Raw genomic sequence first — 20,858 nt, 5'->3', positions numbered from 1 at the left:
GTTATTGCATAATTTTTTCAAATATTCATCACGCATAACTATCAATTTTATTTTCTATTGACTAGATATGTATTACTTTTAATTTACCTATACGAACCATATAATTAAATAACTAAAAGGAGGCTAAAAAATGAGACATAATCCTTTACATCAATGGCAAAGAGAACATAATAAACGGGTAAAAGTATTCCATAAAAATCACGTTTTAGCTTTAGAAAATGGTGACAATGGAAATGGACTACTAGCTAAGTGGGAAAGATTTATCTACAACAAAGGGAAGGCTTTTTTAAAGGCTGTCAAATAATTTTTTAGGTGCTGTTCTTATTTAGGGCAGCTCTTTCCTTGTCTTACAATTCTTTCTTTCCACTATCCTCTTTCTTATGCCCTCCGCAAGTTACACTTGTAATGAGAGGGACGTTTTTGCTTTTTAAATAAAAAGACACCCCTACTATAAGGAATGTCAAAAGTACATAAGAAATTATCTATACATATCTAACTGATTTAATAAATATCTTTCTACTTCATTTATGGAAAATACCACTTCTTTATGAAGTTTATCTTCTATACTATCTTCAGTAATAAATACTAAATATTTATTTACATCTACAAAAAATTTCTCGAATTCTTGTAAAAATACTTCGATTTTTTGATCGCCAGGCGTTACGGATAAATAGATCGTTTTAAATAAATTAAAGTCACTATACGCATTACTTAAAAAATAGATGGCTAGCGTTTTATCGTTATTTACATTTGATTTTACAAAAGATAGGTTTTGTTTTAACTTATTCAATGCATTTATAAGATTTGTAGTTTGCTTAAACATATTCGCTGTATTACTAAACATCTAATATCCCCTCCAACTTAATAATAAAAAGAAATCTATAAAATTGGAATATTTTTATCGAATTTTTCCTCTCAAAGCTAACACAATTGTTCCTAAAGTGCACAAAGAGACTTCCCAACAATTTTCGAAGGACCTAAAATAAAATTTCCTATTATTAATTCTGTAGTACGAAGTTATATTTTTTATTTATCTTGTTTGCAATTGTTTCTAAGAACAATTCAACCGTCATATTTTCAACTTCTCTTGTATACCATGCGAGCTTTGCGCCATATTTCTTTTTATTATAATTTACTTCTAATGGCCAGAAATTTTTAGTAGCATAAGTATAATCAAACTTAACAAAAAGTTCCTTCCCATCTGGACATTCCATAACAACATTATACATAGGATTTTTTCTTTCTTTTTCAAACTTAACTTTTCTAATTTTGGTTAACAATAGTATCCCTCCATTTATGTACTAATTCGACATAAAAAATGGATCTCCTCTAAAATCAGACAAGTATAATACACTAAGCCTCCTTTTTGAAATAAAGTCCATATTATTTTAGACAATTTATACATATATGTATGTTATTATAAAATTAGTTGTTTTTAGGCGATTAAGGGAGAAATGATAATGATTTATAAAAAAGGAATAAGAGTTACATTACGTACAGCTACAATTGCGGATTTAGAAGAAATTTATTATTGGAAATATGTTGATGAAACACAAGCCGCTAAGAAATGGAATGGACCGTATATTCCAGAAAAACAAATGACTAAAACGGAATTTTTAAAGGAATGGGCCAATGATGAAGAGTTATTTGAAGGTGTCCCAAGTACATTAGTCATGGCAGTAAATGACGAATTTATAGGTGTCGTTGGAGCTTATTGGGTTGACAAAAATACGAATTGGCTTGAAACAGGGATTGTTACATATAATTCAGATTACTGGAATGGTGGTTACGGATCTGAGGCTTATAGCTTATGGATTGACTACCTTTTTGAAAACACTACTCTTCATCGCATAGGTATGTCTACTTGGTCCGGCAATGAAAGAATGATGCGAGTTACTGATAAATTGGGGATGCAATTAGAGGCAAAAATTAGAGACGCACGAATGGTTGACGGGAAATACTATGATGCAATTAAAATGGGCATTTTACGTAGCGAGTGGGAATTACAAAAAATTAGTCATCCTTCAGTCTAAAAGATTAAACGTTATATTTCACACTTAAAACCAGCTCGGTATTATTTACCTTGCTGGTTTTTGTAAGCTTAAATTACCTTGTAGTGGTATGAAAGAAAGTTTCTCAGAAATCTTTAAAGCTTTTTTCTACATTTTTTATTTTTCGAAAGGCAATTAACTATAAAATCCATCTTAACACTGCATATAAATAATAGTGTTAAGTTAACTTCCTCCTGATTTGTTTCTTAGGGTCGCCCCTATCCCAGGGTGACCCTTGTATAGATTACATTCCTAAAGTCAGTAGGTATATTGAATATTAATTGATAATAGTATCCATAACCGCATATATAAGTTTTTAGATGTTGCTTTACAATGCATTTAAATAAAGTGTTGTAAAATAGTTCCTTTACCGTTATACGTTTGTACTTCTGCAAATGCTCCGTTTATTAATGTCATTTGTGGCGGCAAATGACCACAATCGATGTCATATATAATCGGCATTTCTAGCTCCTTAGAAAACTCCTTATACACATCGTCGATAGTATAATTCTCAACAGAGGTTTCAGCATTACTTCTACCAAACATTATTCCTGAACAATTATTAAACCATCCAGCTAATTTCATTTGTATAAGTGTCCTACGCAAATCGGTTGTAGATAACTCACAGTTTTCAAAAAACCATATAACAGATTCACCTTTAATAAAAGTTTCTGTAAATTTTTGTATTTCACCAAATTTTGTTCCAATTAAATGTCTAATCGAATCAATACATCCTCCCAGTAAACGCCCATGTATTTTAACACGTTTATCTAAAGTAGTTTTCCAGTTTGTTTTCTCTGTAAAAAGAAAAACATAAGGTGTAGGCTTATCGAAATGCCACTCCTTTTGATATTGGTCTGAAGAATGTTGTAGGATTGATTCACCTTTTTTTAGAGATAATACCGACTGCCACATTGCTGTCGTGTCATCAGAAAACTCGCCTCTTAAATCTATTAGATTCGTTCCATGTGCGGTAGCTATACCTGTTTTTAATGTAATAGCCAATAATAAAAGACTGATATCGGAGTAACCTAATACCCACTTGGTTGGAATATTTTCAAAGTCAATATATTCGAGTGTCTCAATAAGTAACTCCCCTCCCCAAGGAGGAATAATAATATGGATTTCATCATGAATGATCATGTTATTAAACTCTTCCGCACGCTTTCTTGCTGAAGCAGATTTTGCTTTATCTTGAGTCCATGCGGTTTCTCCACAAAAGACTTTATATCCTTCCTTTTCCATACGAATGCATGCTGTTTTCAGTAAATCATGCAGTTCACTTGGTACGCCTGATGAAGGTGCTGTAACACCAATTGTTGTCCCAACTTTTAAAAATGGATATTTTATCATACACATCCCCCTTTATAGTTTTAGTTAATTTTGTCATAAATTAACCAATTGCATTTAATCTTCGTACAGTAACATCAACTTGCAACTTGCTATGTAATTACGTATAAAAGAAAGTAAATTTTTTATTTACGATAAGCTCGCCTCTCAGCATATTCTATACATAAATAGCACACTTTGATTTTTTGGCTTCTCTCATTCTTATAATTTCGTAAATCGGAAGCTTTCCGCTTACAAAAATAACAATCTTTCTTAGGAACTTTTGGCGTAGTATTTATAAAACTTTCCTTAATTTTTGCAAATATTGATTTCACAATACAGCCCCCTTTCAACTAGAACTTTCGACAAAAGGGAATGATTTCCTTCCACTATTTTTGACAATAACAAAACTTTTACTGCTAGCTTGCATTTGCTACATAATGTTCTTTTATCAACTTTATAAATATAAAAAAAGAGTATGTGAATAATATGTACTCTTTTCCTTATTTTCGAGGTCATATAGGAGAAATCCACAGTTTTAAGATTCCTTTATTTTATTACTCTTGGTATCATTAAACTATACAACTTTGAAGGGACTGAACTATGCGCAGATGGCAATATTTTTATCTAACTGATTAAAAATATTGGAGGTACACGTATTGATAAAAGAACTAAACACCCAAAGACTACATTTAAGAAGAATGGACATTTCAGACTCACATAGCTTATTTAAAATTTGGTCTGATCCAGATGTAACGAAATTTATGAACATCGCTAATTTTACACATGAAGCACAAGCAAAAGAAATGATTGAACTTCTTGAGGAATTGGCTCAGGCAAATGAAGCAATTCGGTTCAGCATGATTGAAAGAAAATCCAACGAAATAATAGGAACGTGTGGATTCAATTTTATTGATTTTGAAGATAGCAAAGCAGAAATCGGTTATGATATCGCGAAAGCCTATTGGGGCATGGGATATGCGCCAGAAGGTATAAAGGCACTACTGAATTACGCTTTTGAAACTTTAAAATTAAATAAAATTGAAGCAAAAGTAGAGCCTGCAAATGTAAATTCTATTAGGGTCTTACAAAAACTTAATTTCACGTTCGAAGGCCAACTTAGACAATACGAAAATTCTAATGAGAGTTTTATAGATATAAATATTTATTCAATTCTAAAAGCGGAATAATATTAAACTTTGCCTATATCAATAATTTTGATATAGGCATTCTTTTGTTTGAGACTTTATAGTTTTTGCTTTTCTTTATTATGATTCTCTTTATTTATGAAATAGTAGATGAAACTAGTAAGAAGAGCAAAGTTTAATTTAAATAAGCGACAAAAAACTTAGCACAAAACCCCATTGCTACCTGGGGTTTTGTTCATATAGTATTTACTGATTTTCTTCTTGTTTTTCATTCTTCTCATTCGCGTTCTTAAATTGTTCTTTTGTAAGATCATTATCTTCCCGAACATCTAAATCATCTGGACTTAAATCATTTCCAAATTCTTCTCTTTCTACATCCTTTTTATTTCTCTTATCTTTCGTCATCATCATCACCTCCAGTTAATACACTTTCCTTTTTTAAGAATTCTATACTTTCAACTCTTTTTTTCACTAAAAATAATTTCCTATACCTTTCGCTTTGAAGAAATCTATGTAAAATAGCGCTGCTCCAAAAGAAAGCGACCTATGCCTGTTACAACCCATACATTTACTGCTCTCTTAGTTTATAGAAAAAATCCTCCTAAAAACAACTTATTATGTTATAATTTTCCTTAATATAAAGTGGAGGTGCTAGTCCAATGGTAAATAAATAATATGAGAAAATCTTAAATTATTTTATTCCTTTAGAATACACATGATTTTCTCTACCATCGAAAGAATATCGAAAGAAGAGGAGAAATGACATGTTAAATAAAATAAGTGACACGATTTATTATTTATCCAATCAAAATGAAAAAGAACGACCAACATTAGGATTGGTGTGCGGTGACCATTCTAGTCTAATTATAGATTGTGGCAATTCGACTCAACATGCTAAAGATTTTTTATTAGAAATTGATAAGTTAAATGTACCACCTGTAAAATATTTAGTTATTACACATGCACATTGGGATCATTTCTTAGGCATGAATGAATTTAATGATGCAGCTATTATCGTTAATAAACAAACAAACGAATTGTTGGAAAAGTGGAGAAATTATTCCTTTGACGATCATTCTTTGCAAAATTATGTAAATAGCAATCAAATCAATGCTTTATGCATGGAAATAATACAAGCTGAAATACCTAGCAGAGAAAACTTTAAGTTGATGTCTCCAGATGTAATCTTTGAAAATACATTAACTCTTGATTTAGGTAATAAGGTTTGCATTATTGATGAAATCAATAGTACCCATACTGATGACTCGACAATTATTTATATTCCTGATGAAAAAGTTATTTTTTTAGGTGATGCTGCCTATGGTACAACGACAAATTCTCGATATCATTTCAAACAATCAATGTTACTACCTATGATAAATGATATTCAAAAATATGATGCTGAAATGTTCCTGCTCGGTCATGAATCAATTTGTGATACTGATGAGATGAATATATATTGGGAAGAGCTAACGACAGCAAATCGAGCTGTTAAATCCACTTCACTAGAAAATGCTATAAAATGCTTTAAGGTTGAAAACAATAGAGAGCCAAATGAAAATGAACTATTTTTCATAAAAGCTTTTATAAATGATCAAATAATTCAATCACAATAATTTATTAAATATAACTATTCAACTATACAAAATCAGCCACTTCATTTAAATGAGGTGGCTTTTATAATTGCAATCAAATCAGTTTTCTCGTCTGAGTTTTTATTTTATTTGCTCTCCAGTATCACGCAGCTTTCTGTCCTTTACCTCGTTAAATAATAAAAAACGCCTTTTGCAGTGCAGCAATAGGCGTTTTATAAAGGTTTGTCTCAGAAATTAGAATCTGTGCAAATAAATATTGTTTGCCAATTTTCTAACATGTAAATTGTTACCACTAATTTTCATTCTATTAAAGTAGTCTGGATTCTCCTTAGAAATTATGACTCGGCCTAGCTCATCCTCATAGGTATTCCATCCAAACAGTAAAAACGTTATATTAACATGTATTAAATTAGACTTAACATATAAATAGCCAATTAACATAAACAATATTCCGTTTGTAACCAATGTACTTTTTTCATGTATGTCGATTGCCAATAAAGGCACTATATATGTCACTAAATAACTTAAAATTTCTTCATTTTTTCTCGATACACGCTCACCTATAATAGTGCTGTTTAATTCACATTTCTTTATATACAAAATAGGTAAAAATGAAAGGATAAATAATAAGATTAAAATAATATACACTGTAAGCGTTACTTTATCTTGAATAATTGAATTCATGTTAAAACCATCATAGGGGTATATTGAAAGAGCTACAATTAGATACAATGGAGAGTAGGACGATATGAATAAAAACAATTTAAAAAGATTTGTCAATTTTCCCCCACCCTTTCTTAAATTACCTTAGATCATCTCTTCCTCTTTCACCTGTTAATACAGTTTTATAATAAGCATCATTAAGTAACTTGACTATATCATTCAATTGTTTTTTATCAGTATATTTTATTTTCGTTTTTTCTTCGTTTAATTCTATATTTAAGTCAAATTCCATAATAATTTCTTCTACTTTATCAAAATTATCAACAAACCTAGTCATTCTTTCAGGCCTTGTCATTAATCTTGAAACTCTCTTTACAATATTGCCATCCTCAATACTATCATTTTTAAACTGTTCAAATCCTTCTAACTTATTCGTTTCTTTAAAGACTGTTAATACAGAATTAGTATTTTGAACATACTTTGTTTTTAAATCAAAAATTCTTTGCATCGCTACATTATTAATGACAAGCACTTCGTCTTCAAAAATAAGTAAATCAAACCCAGGCTCAATCCCTATAAATGAATCTGAGACTTTTCTAAATGTAGAGTCCGCTAATGTTCCCCAAAGACCTTTCGTAAACTTCTTTAGTTGAGAAATACGATTTAAAAAATAAGCAAATTTTCCCGCTTCTATTTCAATTTTTATACAGTATAAATCTTTTTGAGTATCTTCATTCAGCAATTCACCTGGTTCTTGTAAGCTTTTAAATAAATTATCATATGTAATCCCTATATAAGAAGACTCACAGTATTCAACGACACCATTTGGTCGACCATTTTCATTAAATTCAACTTGCTCTTTTCCCACTAATTTATCAATAGTTGGTTGGATAACCTTTACAATATCTAATTGCAAAGACCGACTTAAAGATGGTTTAAATGAAAAATAATCTAAAGCATCATGAGTTTTAATCTTTTCAATTAAAAACAAACTTACTTCAGATGTACCACTTAATAAGTGTTCTGAAATTTTGCTGTTAATAAACTCGATATCCAATAATAATCCCCCTAACTATATGAAATCATTAATAAAATCATACAATATTTGGTTATTATAGTAAAACAGAATACATAAAGAAATATTTATTTGCTATAACTCATCCCTTACAGATAGTATCGGTATAAATGACATTCAACCACGAACAATCCTTAGTTATTTGGAATAGAGTCGCGATTTTGTATTGCAGATTTACATAGGAAAAGGCTCTGAAGTGTTACATAGAGTATAATTTTCAGAGCACATTATTTCAAAATGAATCTAATCTTTATATCCTTATTAGGTGTTTAATAAGATAGTTACGGAAACACCATTTGAAAAAGCACCACCAGTGGTAGTTACTTGTACTGATAAAAGTGTACATCCACTTATCGCAAAATTTGCAGCCTGTGTTGCACAACAACTTGGTGTTGTAGACGAGCTTGGACCTGTAACTGTAGCTCTAACTCCTGTAGCTACTGGAGCAGTAAATCCACAGTTTGTACTTGTAAATACTTGAGCTGAAGCTGTTTGTCCAGCGCTTAAAGTGTGATCTCTTATATTTAAGGTAATACTTGTAATTGTAGCATTTTGTGGAATTACAATTGAACTCCTTACAAACGAAGCCGATGAAGTACCTGTTCCAAGAAAATCATTATTTCCAACTGACTGATCAGTAGAAAAAAAGACTTCCATAAACCTTGGTGCGGTTGGTCCAGTTGCTCCCGTAATACCTTGGATTCCCTGTTGGCCGGTTGCTCCGGTTACGCCTTGGATTCCTTGGGGACCCGTTGCTCCGGTTATACCTTGGATTCCTTGGGGACCCGTTGCTCCGGTTATACCTTGGACTCCCTGGGGACCCGTTGCTCCGGTTATACCTTGGATTCCTTGTACACCCGTTGCTCCTGTTAACCCTTGGATTCCTTGCGGGCCTGTTGTTCCAGTTAAACCCTGAATTTCTTGTACACCCGTTGCTCCTGTTATCCCTTGGATTCCTTGCGGGCCCGTTGCTCCTGTTACCCCTTGGATTCCTTGAGGACCCATTGCTCCTTGTATGCCTTGGATTCCTTGAGGACCCATTGCTCCTTGTATGCCTTGGATTCCCTGAGGACCCATTGCTCCCGATGTTCCCTGTGGACCTGTTGCTCCAGTGGGACCAGTCACTCCTGTGAAATTTTTAGCACTATAAGGGTAATTATAACAACCATCCTCATTACATTTAAATCTATATTGATTAACGCCTTTTGAATCAAAAATGGAATATTCACTATAGCTACTATCGTTAGTTATTCTTCTTAGATAATAACTACACGACATTAGATCACCTCCTGTCTCATTTTAATGTATTCTTTAAAGATTTAGTAAAATAGACAATATACCTAGGTGAAGTTAGTGAAATAAAGCCACTTAAGTAATCTCCCTTTTCCAAGTCTCATTTTTAATTTAAAAGAAATTTTTTATTATTTTCATGCTAAAGTTACATACATAGCTATTTCATTTTGTCATAAGCAAATTGCTTAAAAATTGATAGCAATTTTCTTTTTCTTTAAAGCATTCATGCAAATTTATATTTTCAATTTCATAAAACTTAGCTGTTTTTCGAATGGTATATTTACCGATAAGGATTTCTTCATTTTCACCAAGCCGATTCAGTGCCTCATATATAGGGTCAATCGAAACGCCAATAATATCATAAATATTCACATTTTCCATCTTCATCCCCCTTATTTCTAAGCTAAAGATTGTATACGTGATACTAATCGCTAAGAAAGTTACCATGAAAACTATTTACTAAATTTTATTTTGACAATTCTTTTTGGAAAGTTCAACCTACAATTTACCCAATATTTACTAGATCCTCACTGACAAATGCTTCTCAAATTAAATTTGGAGTTGCATAATAATGCCAAAAAACCATTGCAATTTCACTTAGCAATATTTGTCATCCCTTTGTGTTAATAAAGTCAATTCAGTTTAAGCAATAAAAGTTATGTACAAAAATACCTCACTAAAATAGTGAGGTTACGTAGTTCATTTTTTTAGAATCTATATTCAATACTTAATTTCATTATATTACCGTACCTTGGCAACCCAATAAGAAAATTTTACTGCTTGATAATTGACGACCATCCTGATGAAAATCTACTTTAGCAACTCCAAACGCTTGTTTAAACGATCCCAAGTTTTTGCAATGCCTTGCAACATGCCTATTTTATGACAGACTTAAGGGCATCAGTTGAAACATACTCAACGCGGAAAGTCCTTCAAATATGCATTTAAATTGTGGAATCTTTCTTCCATTACACACTGGAATGACTGAACCCAGGAATTACTGAGTTGCCAATAAGGGCTAAATTTTATTACTTCATAAATCCATTTGTCCATTTGGTATAATAATCCAAAATGGTATGCTAATAAAATCACAAAAGTATTAGAAGTTATGAAAAAGTATGAACCAAGAATAGGTGGTGAATGCACCGTTTCTCCTTTTATTGTTGAGGTAGACGATTTACCAATAGGATATATGCAACACTATCCAATCCAAGTACATGAGCAAAAAGATTTCGGTTATCTCGAAAATCAAGTGATTTATGGAATAGACCAATTTATCGGTAATCCTAACCTGTTTAATAAAGGCTATGGGACAAAAATGGTTAGTAAATTTATTGACTTTATTATAAAAACGACTGACGTCGAAAAAATAATTTTAGACCCTGCAATTTCGAATGAAAGAGCAATTCGATGTTATGAAAAATGTGGATTTTCAAAGGTAAAAAAAATTAATAATGAAAATAATTATTTAATGGAAATGACAATCAAAAAAATCTAATTTTTCTAAGCACCTTTCTATTTAGGATAAATTCCCTCCACCTTCTCTTGAACGCCCTAACAATTTAAAAATTAATCAATTTTAGAAACATCAGTAAAAATACAGACTTTCCACATAAAAAATATTTTGTATTGGACAACATACAAGGAATAGTTTAGTTTACATACTCTAATCATATACGATTAGAAGGAGGTTCAGTGTGGATAAAGAACCTAACAATTTTAAAAAGTTCAAGTTTAAAACAAATCCTAGTTGTCATTGTCACTGTTGCGGTTTTTGTTGTAATTGTAGTTGTAAACCTCCATATTTACCTGTACAACCAAGTTGTAACTATCTTGTATATGTTACAGACGCTGGACAATTAGAAACTCCCGATAATAGCGTGTCAGTCATCGATACAGCAACTAATACTATTGTCGCTTCCATTCCAGTAGGAAGTGCTCCTCTCGAAGTCGCGATTTCACCAAATGGCGAATTTGGTTATGTTTCTGCACTCTTCTCAAATAATGTAACAGTTTTTAATACTGCCACTAATATGGTAGTTGCTACTATACCAGTTGGCGTTAATCCACTTGGTGTGGCGATTTCACCAAATGGAACACTTGCATATGTATCCAATCACGGATCAAACACTGTATCTGTCATAAATACAGCGACTAATACTGTAACCGCGACGATTCCAGTAGGGCTTCAACCTCAAGGTATTGCGTTTACGCCAAATGGTGCATTTGCCTACGTGGCAGATGAAAATTCAAATGCAGTATCAGTTATTAATACCACTACTAATACTGTGGTTGATACAATCCCGGTTGGAATTCGCCCTAGATCAATCGTTTTCACACCTAATGGCCAATTTGCTTATGTTACAAATGAAAATAGTAGCACGGTTTCTGTAATTAATGCAGCAACTAATACGGTAGTTGATACAATACCCGTTGGAACAGGGCCTGTTGGATCAGCAATAACTCCTGATGGTACACTTATTTACATTGTAAACAAAGGTAGTAATACTGTATCAGTCATAAGTACCGCTACAAATCTGGTAATTGCAACCATCCCTGTAGGATTATCTCCAGACCAAGTCACAATCTTGCCAGATGGAAAATTTGCATATATTACAAATCAGGCTGACAATACTGTGTCAGTAATCGAAATAGCAACAAATACGGTAGTTGATACAATACCAGGATTTAATGGTCCTACTGGCATAAAAACGGGAACCATCTGTAATTCAAACTAAACATTCGCTATTCGCAGTAATTGGAAAAGCATTTCGTTCAACAAAATAAAACCAGAATAATTCTACAAACGTAGAATTCATTCTGGTTAATATTTGTAATGATGTTCTTTACCAATATTTTAATTTTTCTCGTTTAAATCATCTGGATAAACAATCGTATTAATCACTTCACCATTCGATTCATTTTTGAAAATGACTGTCACCTTATATTTTTCTGGGTCTACTCCGTTAAATAACTGATAATACATACCTGTAATTGCGAGTCCAAAAGAAGCAATCGTATCAAGGCTGTTTTCAAATTCTTCTTTGTTAACAGACAATGTAAATTCTGAAAATGTTTTATTATAACTTACATCTTTAATAGAAGTAAAATCTTCACTCGTTTTAATCTCCTCTACTGATTTAATAATCCCCTCTTCTAATTCTTTCATCATTTTTTTGTGCTCTGCTTTAGACATTTTATAAGTGATAGAACCATCTTCATTTTTTATAACTTCCTTGATACCATCATTTTTCGCTTCAGCAATAACTTTTTCAATATCCTGTCCTTCAAAAAAAGAACCTGGTATTGTTACTTCTACATTTAAAACTCCTTTATCAACTTTTAGTGGCTCTCCATCAGCTGTATTTTCAGTTGAGTTTTCAGCAGCCGCTTCTTTTTCAGTCCCACCCTCTTTTTCCTTATCTTGACTACATGCTGTTAAAAGCATACCTAGCAATAATAAAAATGGTATTATTAATCTTTTCTTCAATTTTAATTCCTCCTTTACATAAATATACATAATTTGGAGATGTGCGACCAGATAAAAAAGCCACATCTTAATCGATATGACTTAAATCTAAATTAAAAATAATAAATGAATTATAGCAAGAATCCCCATTGAAAAAATAATTGATCTTGAAAACGAATTTTTAAACTCATTTCGAGGGTGCCGCTCAAAAAATAAGTGCAGGATTGCATGAATGATTAAGAATGCATCAAGGACCCAAAAATTAATTTTTGATACTCACTGAAAAGTAAGAAAGGATAATTACATAAAGAAAAAGGTGAATAAAATGTAAAAACTTTGTAAGCCCTAGAATCTTCCATATCTTTTAGTACAATAAACAATCGCCATTCAGAGCGCCTAATTGCGTCCATAAAGCTGCGTTCTCGAAGTAATACTACCAAAATATGAACGTTTCATTTTTGAAATATTTAACAAATAAAAACATTAAAACTAAAATGGAAAATTCACAGTTTTATGCTAGGGAAACATTTTTTAAACGGAATTTTACTCAAATTCCCTTCTTAATATAGAAAAAATAGCAAGGTCAACATACTTTCCATTCTCAAACTCATGTTGTCTTAAAACACCTTCTTTATAAAAATTTAATTTTTCTAACAATCTAATTGATGATTGATTCTCTGGTTCGACTTTCGCTTCGATTTTATTAATTTTCATCGTCAAAAAGGCAAAAGAAATAATATAACTTATCGCCTCTTTCATAATGCCCTTCCCCCAATAGCTTGGATTTAAATCATATCCAATTTCAATACGATTATGTTCTTTTTCATAATTCAAAAACCCACAAGTACCAATTACTTTTTTAGACCCTACTTCTTCAATTACCCATCTAAAACCAGTCTGTTCTCTTAAAATCGTATCATACCAATTCAACTCATTCATCGCATCATCAATAGACTGAAATGGTGTTAAAGGAGTATATCTAGTCACTTGCTCATTTGAATACAAATCAAAAATATCATGACAATCCTTTTCTACCGCTTTACGTAAGATAAAACGTTCAGTTTCAAACGTCGGAAAATTAGTAAATGTAAAATCTAATTCCACATTACCGCCCTCTTTTACTTTAAATTAACAACTCTTGCTATAAGAGTAACATATTCCTTAAAAATTAATTCAAAATTTTGAACACGACAAACGAACATCCAGCTATTACGAATCGTTTTTAAATTTTGAATTTCACTGATTATCTAAAATATAGGACACTTCTCATTATCTACATGTTTTATCCACTCCAATTAAAGTCTCAGCAACTGTTAAAAATCTTTCATCATCAATGACTAAATACTATAAATTAACATCAATAATGAGTTTTAATTTTTATCCATTGCAGCCATTTGCCCTTTACTCCATTTTTAAAACGAATAAAATACTACAAATGGAGGTGGAAATATGGATAATTGTAGTAACTGTAATAAACGGTCCTGTTTATGTGGACAACAAAAAAGGCCATTCACTGCCGTGGAACTCTGTGGAATTACTGGCGTCACTCCAGTAACACCACCTACACCATGTAACGGTTTATGTGAATACGGATATATATACAATCTAAGTGCTGAAGTTGTCGCTATAGAGGCAGATATTATTTTCGATTCAACTGGCTTAGTTACACCTGGAATTACGCACGTTCCTGGAACCTCTCAAATTTTTGTTACCACACCAGGGATCTACGAAGTTACTTTCATCGTATCAGGTGTCGAACCTAACCAATTCACACTATTTTTAAATGGTGCACCAGTTCCTCAAGCAGTCTATGGTTCAGGAGCTGGCACTCAACAAAACACTGGTCAGGCATTAATTTCTATAGCTTCCGGAGGTATTCTTACACTTAGAAATCATTCGTCTGCCGCAGCAGTTACCCTGCAAACGTTAGCTGGAGGCACACAAATAAACGTAAACGCTTCTATTATCCTTAAATTGTTAAGTCCAATTGTCTAGAGATATTAAGAGTATGTTTGTTTCATAATTTCAAAAGAATAGATTTCGTAGTTAGAAGTGAGTAACCTTTTGTACAGGAGTTACTCCTTTTTTCGTTAGAGGCCCCGAACATTAAAGCATTGGAAGGTCCTATAATAGTTGGGGAAATAGCTAGAAAAAAGACCGTTTTACGGTCTTTTTTTTAAGATTCGATATTCTACTTTTATTAAGTAAAAAAATTACTTAGAAAGATTATTTAATCGCCATTTATAAAAAATATTCACTAAATACCAGGCAGTCCCCATTCTTCAGTATCTGACCGATGTTGAAGTAATATCTCGTTATTGTTATTTAAAACAATGATAGTAGAACCTACTAATATCACTGGTCTAGTCCCAACAAAACCTCTAATTTCTTTTATATATTCAGCTATAATCAATCACCGCCTCAGTATTCGTATTAAATTTTACGAGCAGTCAATATAGGTTGGTAATAACCTGTATTCACGGGGAAATGCCACTCAACATCTACGAAACCAGTTGCTTTCAATTCTTTATTATTTTCTTCGCGCAACAATGCTCTGTATTCTGTTCTATTATGTGTAGTTTTCCATTCTCCGTTAATTTCTTGCATAATAAATTGATTTACTGTATATGTTCTACCATCCCTCGCCCAATCATACACCTGAAAAGCCATTCTCTTACCATCATCGAAAATACTTGGCTCTGTAGTTGTTATTTTCTCTTTTACCATTGTATCGTAATCTCTTATAGTAATTTTAAGTAAGCCATTATGTTTAAGCTTTGCATGCATATTTTGAAAAGCTTTGGACAAATCTTCATCCGTTATTAAATGTGGAATAGCATTATCCGCAGACAGAACTATATTAAATATCCCAGTTACATCCGTTTCTAACGATCGAAAATCTACCACTCCAAAGTTTATTTTTACTCCATAACTTTCTGCTTCTTTTTCGGCTCTCTTGACAGATACAGCACTTATGTCAGTAGCACTTACATCATACCCTTGTTTAGCTAACCCGATTGCTTGTGTACCAATGCCACATGAGCAATCCAAAAGTGAAACGTTATGCGTGGAAGACAAGCCTAACTTTGATTGGATAACATTGTTGAGAATTTCGCTTTGACGTGCAATTGCTAAATGCCAATCAACAAATATAAGATGATAATCTTCTGCAAATTCATCGTAGAATTTTAAAACTGAATCATTCAATATAAAGCCCCCTTAATTGTATCTCTTGAACCAATTCTGGTATGATAGATTTTCTTGTCCACACTATCACTAAAAAATAAAGTCTTATATAATAATGTATTTTTTATTATTCTATATAAATAATTACATTTGAAAGGTGTGCTATTGTGGCAAAAACATTTAAAATGGAATCACCAAAATTACCTTTAACTTTAGAAAAAGCAAATTTTCAAGATATTTTTTATGAAGAAGATTCGTACTTATCAAATTGTGTAATCTCTAACACCGTCATTGATAATGAATGTATTGAAAGACTTGTACTATCAAAAGTACTCTTTAAAAATGTAAGATTCATAGATGTAACTTTTAGAAAAATTGATTTGACCGATGTAATTTTTGAAAGCTGTGATTTATCGAATGCGAGCTTTAGTGAAGGACTCATTCACAGAGTCAAATTTGAAAGCTGTAAATTATTAGGTTTGAATTTAGCAGAAGCTAATTTAGGAAATGTATCTTTTGAAAATTGTATAGCGAATTTATGTGACTTCTCAGACACCCGTTTAAAACAGGTCACTTTTAATAATTCAACACTACAAGGTGCCAATTATTTTGAATGCAAATTTAATAAGGTCTTATTTAATGAATGTGATCTTAATAATGTTGATTTTTCTCAAACATCATTAAAAGGAATAGATATTAGCACATGTAGATTTGAAAGGTTGAATGTTACGTTGGAAAGTTTGAATGGTTGTGAAGTATCCTCTGAACAAGCTGTTGGGTTTGCTTCATTGTTAGGCATAAAAGTAATATAGAAATTGCTAAAATCTTGATTATTTACTCCAAGTAGGATTCGAATAGGTAATATGAAAATAACATACTTCGCGCCTTTCTTCCTAGTTCAATTGCTACTTGGTTTTTTCATCGATGAGAAAACTAACACTATTAAAAGTTTATTTATTAGGCTTTTATTTTATTTTCCATGTATCGACAGTTAGCACAAAGATAATCTTTATAAATAAAAATAGCACTATACATATTAGACCATGGCATTTGTTCAGAACATCTATCACATTTATCAATATATTTATCACATAATATACCATTCCCTAGAAAGATAGCCCATTGTTCATTTGACAATTTATCAGGTCCGTATTTAATGATTAGTACTGCAATTTCCAACACTTCGCCATCATCAAATTTGTTTGTTTTAATTAGTTTTTCCAAATATGAAATAAATGTAGGTGGTTCAATTTTTATTCTCACTTTAATCTCTTCTATTTGCATTATACTTCCCCTTTCACATTTTAAGGAGATTATATAGTAAAACAAATATTCCCACTATATTTAAATGTATAATTTACCCTTTAAAAAACCAATTAATTTATAAGCTAAACTTTTCCTTCTGCAATGTTGCTAAAAGATGGCTATATGATTTTACCAAGAAAAAACTCGCAATTTGCAATCAAATAAACAAAATGCGAGATTATATCACTATTTTGAAGCGCTTAGTGTTTGTAAGTTTATGTAACCTGGTTCTGCTACTAGCAAAGCCATACCCTAGTCTTGTATAAATTATATTTCCCCCCACATTTCTTGCGCTTTCGTAAATAATGTTTCAACCTGTTCTTTGTTATTGTCAATTAATTCTTCATGAACATCATCGATAACGCTTAAATCCCTATTAATCATAATAGAGTAAGTTTGCTTATTTTCATCTGTAATTTGAATACCATATTTATTGTCTCCTATGAATGATGGCCATATGATTAATGCATATTTATTATCACCTGTTGAAACAGCTAAATTGCCCACTAACGATAAATAATCTGGAAATTTCACATTATAAAGATAAGCATTGTGAGATAATATATAACTACGATTTGGTATAAATACATCTAAGTCTCCTATATATTTAGAATACTTAACATTCATCCAGGCATACCACAATAGATTGTAAACAATAAACATAGAAAATATAGTTGCTAAAACAATGATTATTTTTTTCTTTTTTCTCATATTTCAACAATCCGCTCTCCTCTTTTTTTAATGTCTTCATCGTGCGTAACTAAAATAATCGTCTTCCCATATTCATTCATATTTTTTAATATATTTATTACTACATCCGCATTTGCTTTGTCTAATGAGCCTGTCGGTTCATCTGCCAAAATAATATCGCATTTTTTTATCATTAACCGTGCTAGTGCAATTCTTTGCTGCTCCCCACCAGATAGCGTATAAATCTTATCATTTAGTTTATTTAATAACCCTACAGAGTTTAAGGCTTCTTCAATGCTAATACTTGAACGATTTTTTTGTTTAATCATTTTCAAATTAAAGTTTACGGTTTTATCTTCGATTAAAGCGAAGTTCTGAAAAAGAAATCCCACCATATTGCCAAAATAATTCAATTGATTTTTTTTTTGACTAATATCTATCTTATCAACTAAAATTTCACCACTATCTATCTGTTCAATGGCACCAATCATATTTAAAAGTGTTGTTTTACCACATCCACTCGGTCCTGAAAATACAATAAACTCTCCATCTTGAATAGTTAAACTAAAATCTTTAAATAATTCTCGATTTCCAAAAGATTTACTTAAGCTCTTGATTTCTATCATTTAACGGATCCACCTTTAAGAATTGATTGTATGCTTCTATTTTCTGTTATTCTTATGTAATAGAAAACAAAGCAAAGTTCTAATAATACAACTGAAAACCCACCAGTAATTAAGTATAGTTCCGAACTCCACTCAAGGAAATACCCAATTATTAAAGCCGCTAATCCTGCAATACCGCCAAAAATAATGGTTGATAAAAATAATTTTTTATATCTTTCAAATAAGCCATAGCCCATTATTTTTTTCAACGCAATTTCAACCGCATTAATACTATATTCGTAGTTTAAAATGGTTTTAATAATGATGGCTTCTAAAATCAAAAGAATAATGAGTAAAACGCTACCTATAACTATCCCTTTTTTATAAATATTCCATTGATGAAGATAATGCTCATAAACATTTGTCTTAAAATTATTTGCCTTAGATAGATTTAATTGTTTTTTTTCAATAAATTGTTCCCACTCATGGTCTTGAATTTTATACATGGATGTTCCAAATATAAAAACATTCCAGTAAGGGTTAAGCGCATTTGTGTCCATATTGTTTAATAAAATGATTGGATTCTTCACTATCTTACTACTAATATTAAAACCTTTATCTATTGCCATAATATCTAGTTGTTTTTTATAGGCAATAATATTAAATTCATAAGGATGTGGATAGTACGTTTCCCATATTTTTATCATTTCCGTTTGAACACTTTTAGAATTATATTTTTCAGGAACTAAAAAATACACTTTTTGTTCGAGTGAAGCAGTATTGAATTCGGTTATTTTATCATGTAAATATTCAAGAGTACCGCTATCCGCAAAAACATATGGAATACCGAAGTCACTAGTTTGTAAATCTACTAAAGAAAGGGTGTTATTCATTGCAAGATTCTCTTTATAAAAATCAAACCTTAATTGTTGTGTCACTTCACTGTCTTCAACATTTATATTTACATAAGAATAATCTTTAGCATTTTCAAAAAAAGGTTTTTGTTTATAAAATTTTAGCCCTTCATCAATTACCGTTAGACATCCCGCAGCCAGTATTACCGTTATACAAATAGTAATAATTTTGTATACATAACTTAACTGTAAAACTTTTTTGACACTGTCTTTTGATTTCATATCTTTTTTATAATCACCTAAATATAGCGTGAAAAAGATACATGCGTTGAATACAACAAAAATTACAAATAATAAAAGGGAAATATTAAAATGATAGTTTGCAGTTGTAAACTGTAAAAATAGTAGTATTAGCACTAAAAACGTGGAAATAAAAAACAGTGTATCAGAGATGATATTTCGAAAAATAATATATGGCAGACTTTCTCCAGAAATAACCCTTATCGCTACTTCTTTCCTCATTTGAGCCACTTCGTAGAAAGTTATTAAAAGTAAAAGACCTAATATAATAACCCAAGTAATGCTGATATTGAAGGCACTATTAAAGGCACTATATCCCTCCTGTGGAAACTTTCCTGCATACTTATCAATCAGTTTTTGCTTAAAACGAATCTGGTTTTCTTTATCCCCAATCAAATAGTATTTTTCAAACTTATTGACATCTGGAATAGTGGCGATTGGCAATACCTCAAATTGGATATCCCCTAAAAAGATGCTTTGATAATGACCAGGTTGTACTGAGGAACTTTCCTTTAAATCGTTTGCGGTTCCTTCTGTCGCATATATATTTATATTTTCAGAATAAACAGTGGAAATTTTTCTATCTACCACAAAAACCTCTAAATTTTCTTCCTTAGCAGCTTCAGTAATATCCTTTAACATCTCTTCTTGAGGAATATGGTTAGACATTACTCCATTTTTATACATCGTAACGTAATCATATTTCGTATCAAAGCTAACTAAATGCCATACATATGTCTCTCCGATAAAAGTGAACCCTATACTAAATAGTATTACACTTAGAATATACTTTGCTTTTTTCACCGCAATCACCCTGTTATGGATTAGAATACTTTTAGACAGCAAAAGCGAGTTAACCTAGTGTTAACCCGCTTTAGTAGTCAAACTAGATTACCAATTACAACGATATATATAAGTATCACTATCTCTATGACGTACTTCTACTTTTGATAGTCTTGAAGCATCACGACTTGGACCAGTATGCCAATCACCATTAAATAATGACGCATAATGCTCATTCGACGAATGGTTTGCCCAAACATAATCTTCATTAATAAATCGTGTGTTATAGCCATACGTTATGTTAGATAATCCATCTGATCTAGTAGCATACCGTTCTCAAGCTCTTACAAAGTTTCCGCTATACGTAGCTTCTAATGTAGCAGCGGAAACAGGAACTACAGTTGAAAACGATAAAACACTGGCCATAACTAAAACTGCGGACAAATTTTTTACCTTTTTCTTACACATAAACTACGTCTCCTTTCTTTATTTTTTTGCGAACATTATATACT

At 31.5% G+C, this 20,858-nt stretch carries 27 protein-coding genes; 8 read left to right on the top strand and 19 right to left on the bottom strand.

The genetic code is table 11. From position 1 onward, the window contains the following. The first annotated feature begins 130 nt into the window (after positions 1-130). Positions 131-304 carry a hypothetical protein gene (locus ACIQXJ_RS06245; RefSeq protein ID WP_403050964.1) on the top strand — a complete coding sequence of 58 codons (174 nt, stop codon included), beginning with the start codon at positions 131-133 and terminating at the stop codon, positions 302-304. 174 nt (positions 305-478) lie between these two features. On the opposite strand, the gene ACIQXJ_RS06240 is transcribed toward ACIQXJ_RS06245, so the two are convergent. After that, positions 479-844 (bottom strand): hypothetical protein, encoded by a 366-nt coding sequence (locus ACIQXJ_RS06240; protein ID WP_403050961.1) that lies wholly within the window; start codon positions 842-844, stop codon positions 479-481. Between the two features lie 154 nt (positions 845-998). Continuing rightward, the gene (locus tag ACIQXJ_RS06235) at positions 999-1,280 is read right to left on the bottom strand and encodes a hypothetical protein (protein ID WP_403050959.1); all 282 of its coding nucleotides are present in this window, start codon (positions 1,278-1,280) and stop codon (positions 999-1,001) included. A 180-nt stretch (positions 1,281-1,460) separates the two neighbouring features. Between ACIQXJ_RS06235 and ACIQXJ_RS06230 the strand changes: the two genes are divergently transcribed. Next, positions 1,461-2,033: a GNAT family N-acetyltransferase gene (locus ACIQXJ_RS06230; protein ID WP_403050956.1), complete on the top strand. Its 573-nt coding sequence runs from the start codon at positions 1,461-1,463 to the stop codon at positions 2,031-2,033. 357 nt (positions 2,034-2,390) lie between these two features. Here ACIQXJ_RS06230 and ACIQXJ_RS06225 read toward each other — a convergent pair whose 3' ends face one another. Further along, a complete protein-coding gene (locus ACIQXJ_RS06225) occupies positions 2,391-3,404 on the bottom strand; it encodes a S66 family peptidase (protein ID WP_403050953.1) in 1,014 nt (337 codons plus the stop codon). 122 nt (positions 3,405-3,526) lie between these two features. Then, positions 3,527-3,715 carry a hypothetical protein gene (locus ACIQXJ_RS06220; protein ID WP_403050950.1) on the bottom strand — a complete coding sequence of 63 codons (189 nt, stop codon included), beginning with the start codon at positions 3,713-3,715 and terminating at the stop codon, positions 3,527-3,529. 324 nt (positions 3,716-4,039) lie between these two features. Between ACIQXJ_RS06220 and ACIQXJ_RS06215 the strand changes: the two genes are divergently transcribed. Next, positions 4,040-4,570, top strand: a complete 531-nt coding sequence (locus ACIQXJ_RS06215) for a GNAT family N-acetyltransferase (RefSeq protein ID WP_403050947.1) — start codon at positions 4,040-4,042, stop codon at positions 4,568-4,570. 204 nt (positions 4,571-4,774) lie between these two features. On the opposite strand, the gene ACIQXJ_RS06210 is transcribed toward ACIQXJ_RS06215, so the two are convergent. After that, positions 4,775-4,933 (bottom strand): hypothetical protein, encoded by a 159-nt coding sequence (locus ACIQXJ_RS06210; RefSeq protein WP_340824201.1) that lies wholly within the window; start codon positions 4,931-4,933, stop codon positions 4,775-4,777. A 359-nt stretch (positions 4,934-5,292) separates the two neighbouring features. On the opposite strand from ACIQXJ_RS06210, the gene ACIQXJ_RS06205 reads away from it, so the two are divergent. Beyond that, positions 5,293-6,144 carry an MBL fold metallo-hydrolase gene (locus ACIQXJ_RS06205; RefSeq protein WP_403050944.1) on the top strand — a complete coding sequence of 284 codons (852 nt, stop codon included), beginning with the start codon at positions 5,293-5,295 and terminating at the stop codon, positions 6,142-6,144. A gap of 213 nt (positions 6,145-6,357) precedes the next feature. Here the strand turns inward: ACIQXJ_RS06205 and ACIQXJ_RS06200 are convergent, their stop codons facing one another. From ACIQXJ_RS06200 to ACIQXJ_RS06185, 4 genes are all read right to left on the bottom strand, one after another. Then, positions 6,358-6,807 carry a hypothetical protein gene (locus ACIQXJ_RS06200; RefSeq protein ID WP_403050941.1) on the bottom strand — a complete coding sequence of 150 codons (450 nt, stop codon included), beginning with the start codon at positions 6,805-6,807 and terminating at the stop codon, positions 6,358-6,360. 118 nt (positions 6,808-6,925) lie between these two features. Continuing rightward, a complete protein-coding gene (locus ACIQXJ_RS06195) occupies positions 6,926-7,843 on the bottom strand; it encodes a DUF4868 domain-containing protein (RefSeq protein WP_403050938.1) in 918 nt (305 codons plus the stop codon). Between the two features lie 279 nt (positions 7,844-8,122). After that, positions 8,123-9,139, bottom strand: coding sequence for a collagen-like domain-containing protein (locus tag ACIQXJ_RS06190; RefSeq protein WP_403050935.1), 1,017 nt, complete (start codon positions 9,137-9,139; stop codon positions 8,123-8,125). Between the two features lie 177 nt (positions 9,140-9,316). Continuing rightward, positions 9,317-9,535, bottom strand: coding sequence for a hypothetical protein (locus tag ACIQXJ_RS06185; RefSeq protein ID WP_403050932.1), 219 nt, complete (start codon positions 9,533-9,535; stop codon positions 9,317-9,319). Between the two features lie 664 nt (positions 9,536-10,199). Here ACIQXJ_RS06185 and ACIQXJ_RS06180 point away from each other — a divergent pair. Beyond that, positions 10,200-10,652, top strand: coding sequence for a GNAT family N-acetyltransferase (locus ACIQXJ_RS06180; protein WP_403050929.1), 453 nt, complete (start codon positions 10,200-10,202; stop codon positions 10,650-10,652). 199 nt (positions 10,653-10,851) lie between these two features. Next, positions 10,852-11,892: a beta-propeller fold lactonase family protein gene (locus ACIQXJ_RS06175; RefSeq protein ID WP_403050926.1), complete on the top strand. Its 1,041-nt coding sequence runs from the start codon at positions 10,852-10,854 to the stop codon at positions 11,890-11,892. A 119-nt stretch (positions 11,893-12,011) separates the two neighbouring features. On the opposite strand, the gene ACIQXJ_RS06170 is transcribed toward ACIQXJ_RS06175, so the two are convergent. The 3 genes from ACIQXJ_RS06170 to ACIQXJ_RS06160 all read right to left on the bottom strand — a co-directional run bounded on the left by ACIQXJ_RS06170 (position 12,012) and on the right by ACIQXJ_RS06160 (position 13,727). Next, a complete protein-coding gene (locus tag ACIQXJ_RS06170) occupies positions 12,012-12,644 on the bottom strand; it encodes a hypothetical protein (protein WP_403050923.1) in 633 nt (210 codons plus the stop codon). An 87-nt stretch (positions 12,645-12,731) separates the two neighbouring features. Beyond that, complete coding sequence (locus ACIQXJ_RS06165) at positions 12,732-12,845, bottom strand: DUF6713 family protein (RefSeq protein ID WP_403054849.1); 114 nt, start codon at positions 12,843-12,845, stop codon at positions 12,732-12,734. Between the two features lie 321 nt (positions 12,846-13,166). After that, positions 13,167-13,727, bottom strand: a complete 561-nt coding sequence (locus ACIQXJ_RS06160; RefSeq protein ID WP_403050920.1) for a GNAT family N-acetyltransferase — start codon at positions 13,725-13,727, stop codon at positions 13,167-13,169. Positions 13,728-14,072: 345 nt separating this feature from the next. Here ACIQXJ_RS06160 and ACIQXJ_RS06155 point away from each other — a divergent pair, with 345 nt between their 5' ends. After that, positions 14,073-14,618, top strand: coding sequence for a collagen-like protein (locus ACIQXJ_RS06155; RefSeq protein ID WP_403050917.1), 546 nt, complete (start codon positions 14,073-14,075; stop codon positions 14,616-14,618). Positions 14,619-15,056: 438 nt separating this feature from the next. On the opposite strand, the gene ACIQXJ_RS06150 is transcribed toward ACIQXJ_RS06155, so the two are convergent. Beyond that, a complete protein-coding gene (locus ACIQXJ_RS06150; protein WP_403050914.1) occupies positions 15,057-15,830 on the bottom strand; it encodes a class I SAM-dependent methyltransferase in 774 nt (257 codons plus the stop codon). A gap of 146 nt (positions 15,831-15,976) precedes the next feature. Between ACIQXJ_RS06150 and ACIQXJ_RS06145 the strand changes: the two genes are divergently transcribed. Beyond that, on the top strand, positions 15,977-16,621 hold the full coding sequence (locus ACIQXJ_RS06145) for a pentapeptide repeat-containing protein (protein ID WP_403050911.1): 645 nt from the start codon (positions 15,977-15,979) through the stop codon (positions 16,619-16,621). Positions 16,622-16,766: 145 nt separating this feature from the next. On the opposite strand, the gene ACIQXJ_RS06140 is transcribed toward ACIQXJ_RS06145, so the two are convergent. The 6 genes from ACIQXJ_RS06140 to ACIQXJ_RS06115 all read right to left on the bottom strand — a co-directional run bounded on the left by ACIQXJ_RS06140 (position 16,767) and on the right by ACIQXJ_RS06115 (position 20,814). Further along, on the bottom strand, positions 16,767-17,093 hold the full coding sequence (locus tag ACIQXJ_RS06140; RefSeq protein WP_403050908.1) for a hypothetical protein: 327 nt from the start codon (positions 17,091-17,093) through the stop codon (positions 16,767-16,769). A 288-nt stretch (positions 17,094-17,381) separates the two neighbouring features. Continuing rightward, positions 17,382-17,741, bottom strand: a complete 360-nt coding sequence (locus ACIQXJ_RS06135) for a hypothetical protein (protein ID WP_403050905.1) — start codon at positions 17,739-17,741, stop codon at positions 17,382-17,384. Between the two features lie 80 nt (positions 17,742-17,821). Continuing rightward, positions 17,822-18,430 (bottom strand): ABC transporter ATP-binding protein, encoded by a 609-nt coding sequence (locus ACIQXJ_RS06130; protein WP_403050902.1) that lies wholly within the window; start codon positions 18,428-18,430, stop codon positions 17,822-17,824. Further along, a complete protein-coding gene (locus tag ACIQXJ_RS06125) occupies positions 18,427-20,367 on the bottom strand; it encodes a DUF1430 domain-containing protein (RefSeq protein ID WP_403050899.1) in 1,941 nt (646 codons plus the stop codon). The genes ACIQXJ_RS06130 and ACIQXJ_RS06125 overlap by 4 nt, the downstream gene beginning before the upstream one ends. Positions 20,368-20,454: 87 nt before the next feature. Next, on the bottom strand, positions 20,455-20,646 hold the full coding sequence (locus tag ACIQXJ_RS06120; protein ID WP_483869685.1) for a mediterrocin family bacteriocin: 192 nt from the start codon (positions 20,644-20,646) through the stop codon (positions 20,455-20,457). Positions 20,647-20,682: 36 nt separating this feature from the next. Further along, on the bottom strand, positions 20,683-20,814 hold the full coding sequence (locus tag ACIQXJ_RS06115) for a hypothetical protein (protein WP_403050893.1): 132 nt from the start codon (positions 20,812-20,814) through the stop codon (positions 20,683-20,685). Between the last annotated feature and the right edge of the window lie 44 nt (positions 20,815-20,858).

Source organism: Lysinibacillus sp. NPDC097868, assembly GCF_044761135.1.
In the GTDB taxonomy this organism is placed as follows: Bacteria; Bacillota; Bacilli; order Bacillales_A; family Planococcaceae; genus Lysinibacillus.
The sequence above is the reverse complement of the archived record's forward strand: the minus strand, read 5'-3'. Positions and strand labels throughout refer to the sequence as shown.

Bases quoted from the DNA above. Each gene is read 5' to 3' on its own strand.
- ACIQXJ_RS06245 (WP_403050964.1), top strand. From the start codon at position 131: ATGAGACATAATCCTTTACATCAATGGCAAAGAGAACATAATAAACGG.
- ACIQXJ_RS06240 (WP_403050961.1), bottom strand. From the start codon at position 844: ATGTTTAGTAATACAGCGAATATGTTTAAGCAAACTACAAATCTTATA.
- ACIQXJ_RS06230 (WP_403050956.1), top strand. From the start codon at position 1,461: ATGATTTATAAAAAAGGAATAAGAGTTACATTACGTACAGCTACAATT.
- ACIQXJ_RS06225 (WP_403050953.1), bottom strand. From the start codon at position 3,404: ATGATAAAATATCCATTTTTAAAAGTTGGGACAACAATTGGTGTTACA.
- ACIQXJ_RS06210 (WP_340824201.1), bottom strand. From the start codon at position 4,933: ATGACGAAAGATAAGAGAAATAAAAAGGATGTAGAAAGAGAAGAATTT.
- ACIQXJ_RS06205 (WP_403050944.1), top strand. From the start codon at position 5,293: ATGTTAAATAAAATAAGTGACACGATTTATTATTTATCCAATCAAAAT.
- ACIQXJ_RS06200 (WP_403050941.1), bottom strand. From the start codon at position 6,807: ATGAATTCAATTATTCAAGATAAAGTAACGCTTACAGTGTATATTATT.
- ACIQXJ_RS06190 (WP_403050935.1), bottom strand. From the start codon at position 9,139: ATGTCGTGTAGTTATTATCTAAGAAGAATAACTAACGATAGTAGCTAT.
- ACIQXJ_RS06185 (WP_403050932.1), bottom strand. From the start codon at position 9,535: ATGGAAAATGTGAATATTTATGATATTATTGGCGTTTCGATTGACCCT.
- ACIQXJ_RS06155 (WP_403050917.1), top strand. From the start codon at position 14,073: ATGGATAATTGTAGTAACTGTAATAAACGGTCCTGTTTATGTGGACAA.
- ACIQXJ_RS06140 (WP_403050908.1), bottom strand. From the start codon at position 17,093: ATGCAAATAGAAGAGATTAAAGTGAGAATAAAAATTGAACCACCTACA.
- ACIQXJ_RS06135 (WP_403050905.1), bottom strand. From the start codon at position 17,741: ATGAATGTTAAGTATTCTAAATATATAGGAGACTTAGATGTATTTATA.
- ACIQXJ_RS06130 (WP_403050902.1), bottom strand. From the start codon at position 18,430: ATGATAGAAATCAAGAGCTTAAGTAAATCTTTTGGAAATCGAGAATTA.
- ACIQXJ_RS06115 (WP_403050893.1), bottom strand. From the start codon at position 20,814: ATGTGTAAGAAAAAGGTAAAAAATTTGTCCGCAGTTTTAGTTATGGCC.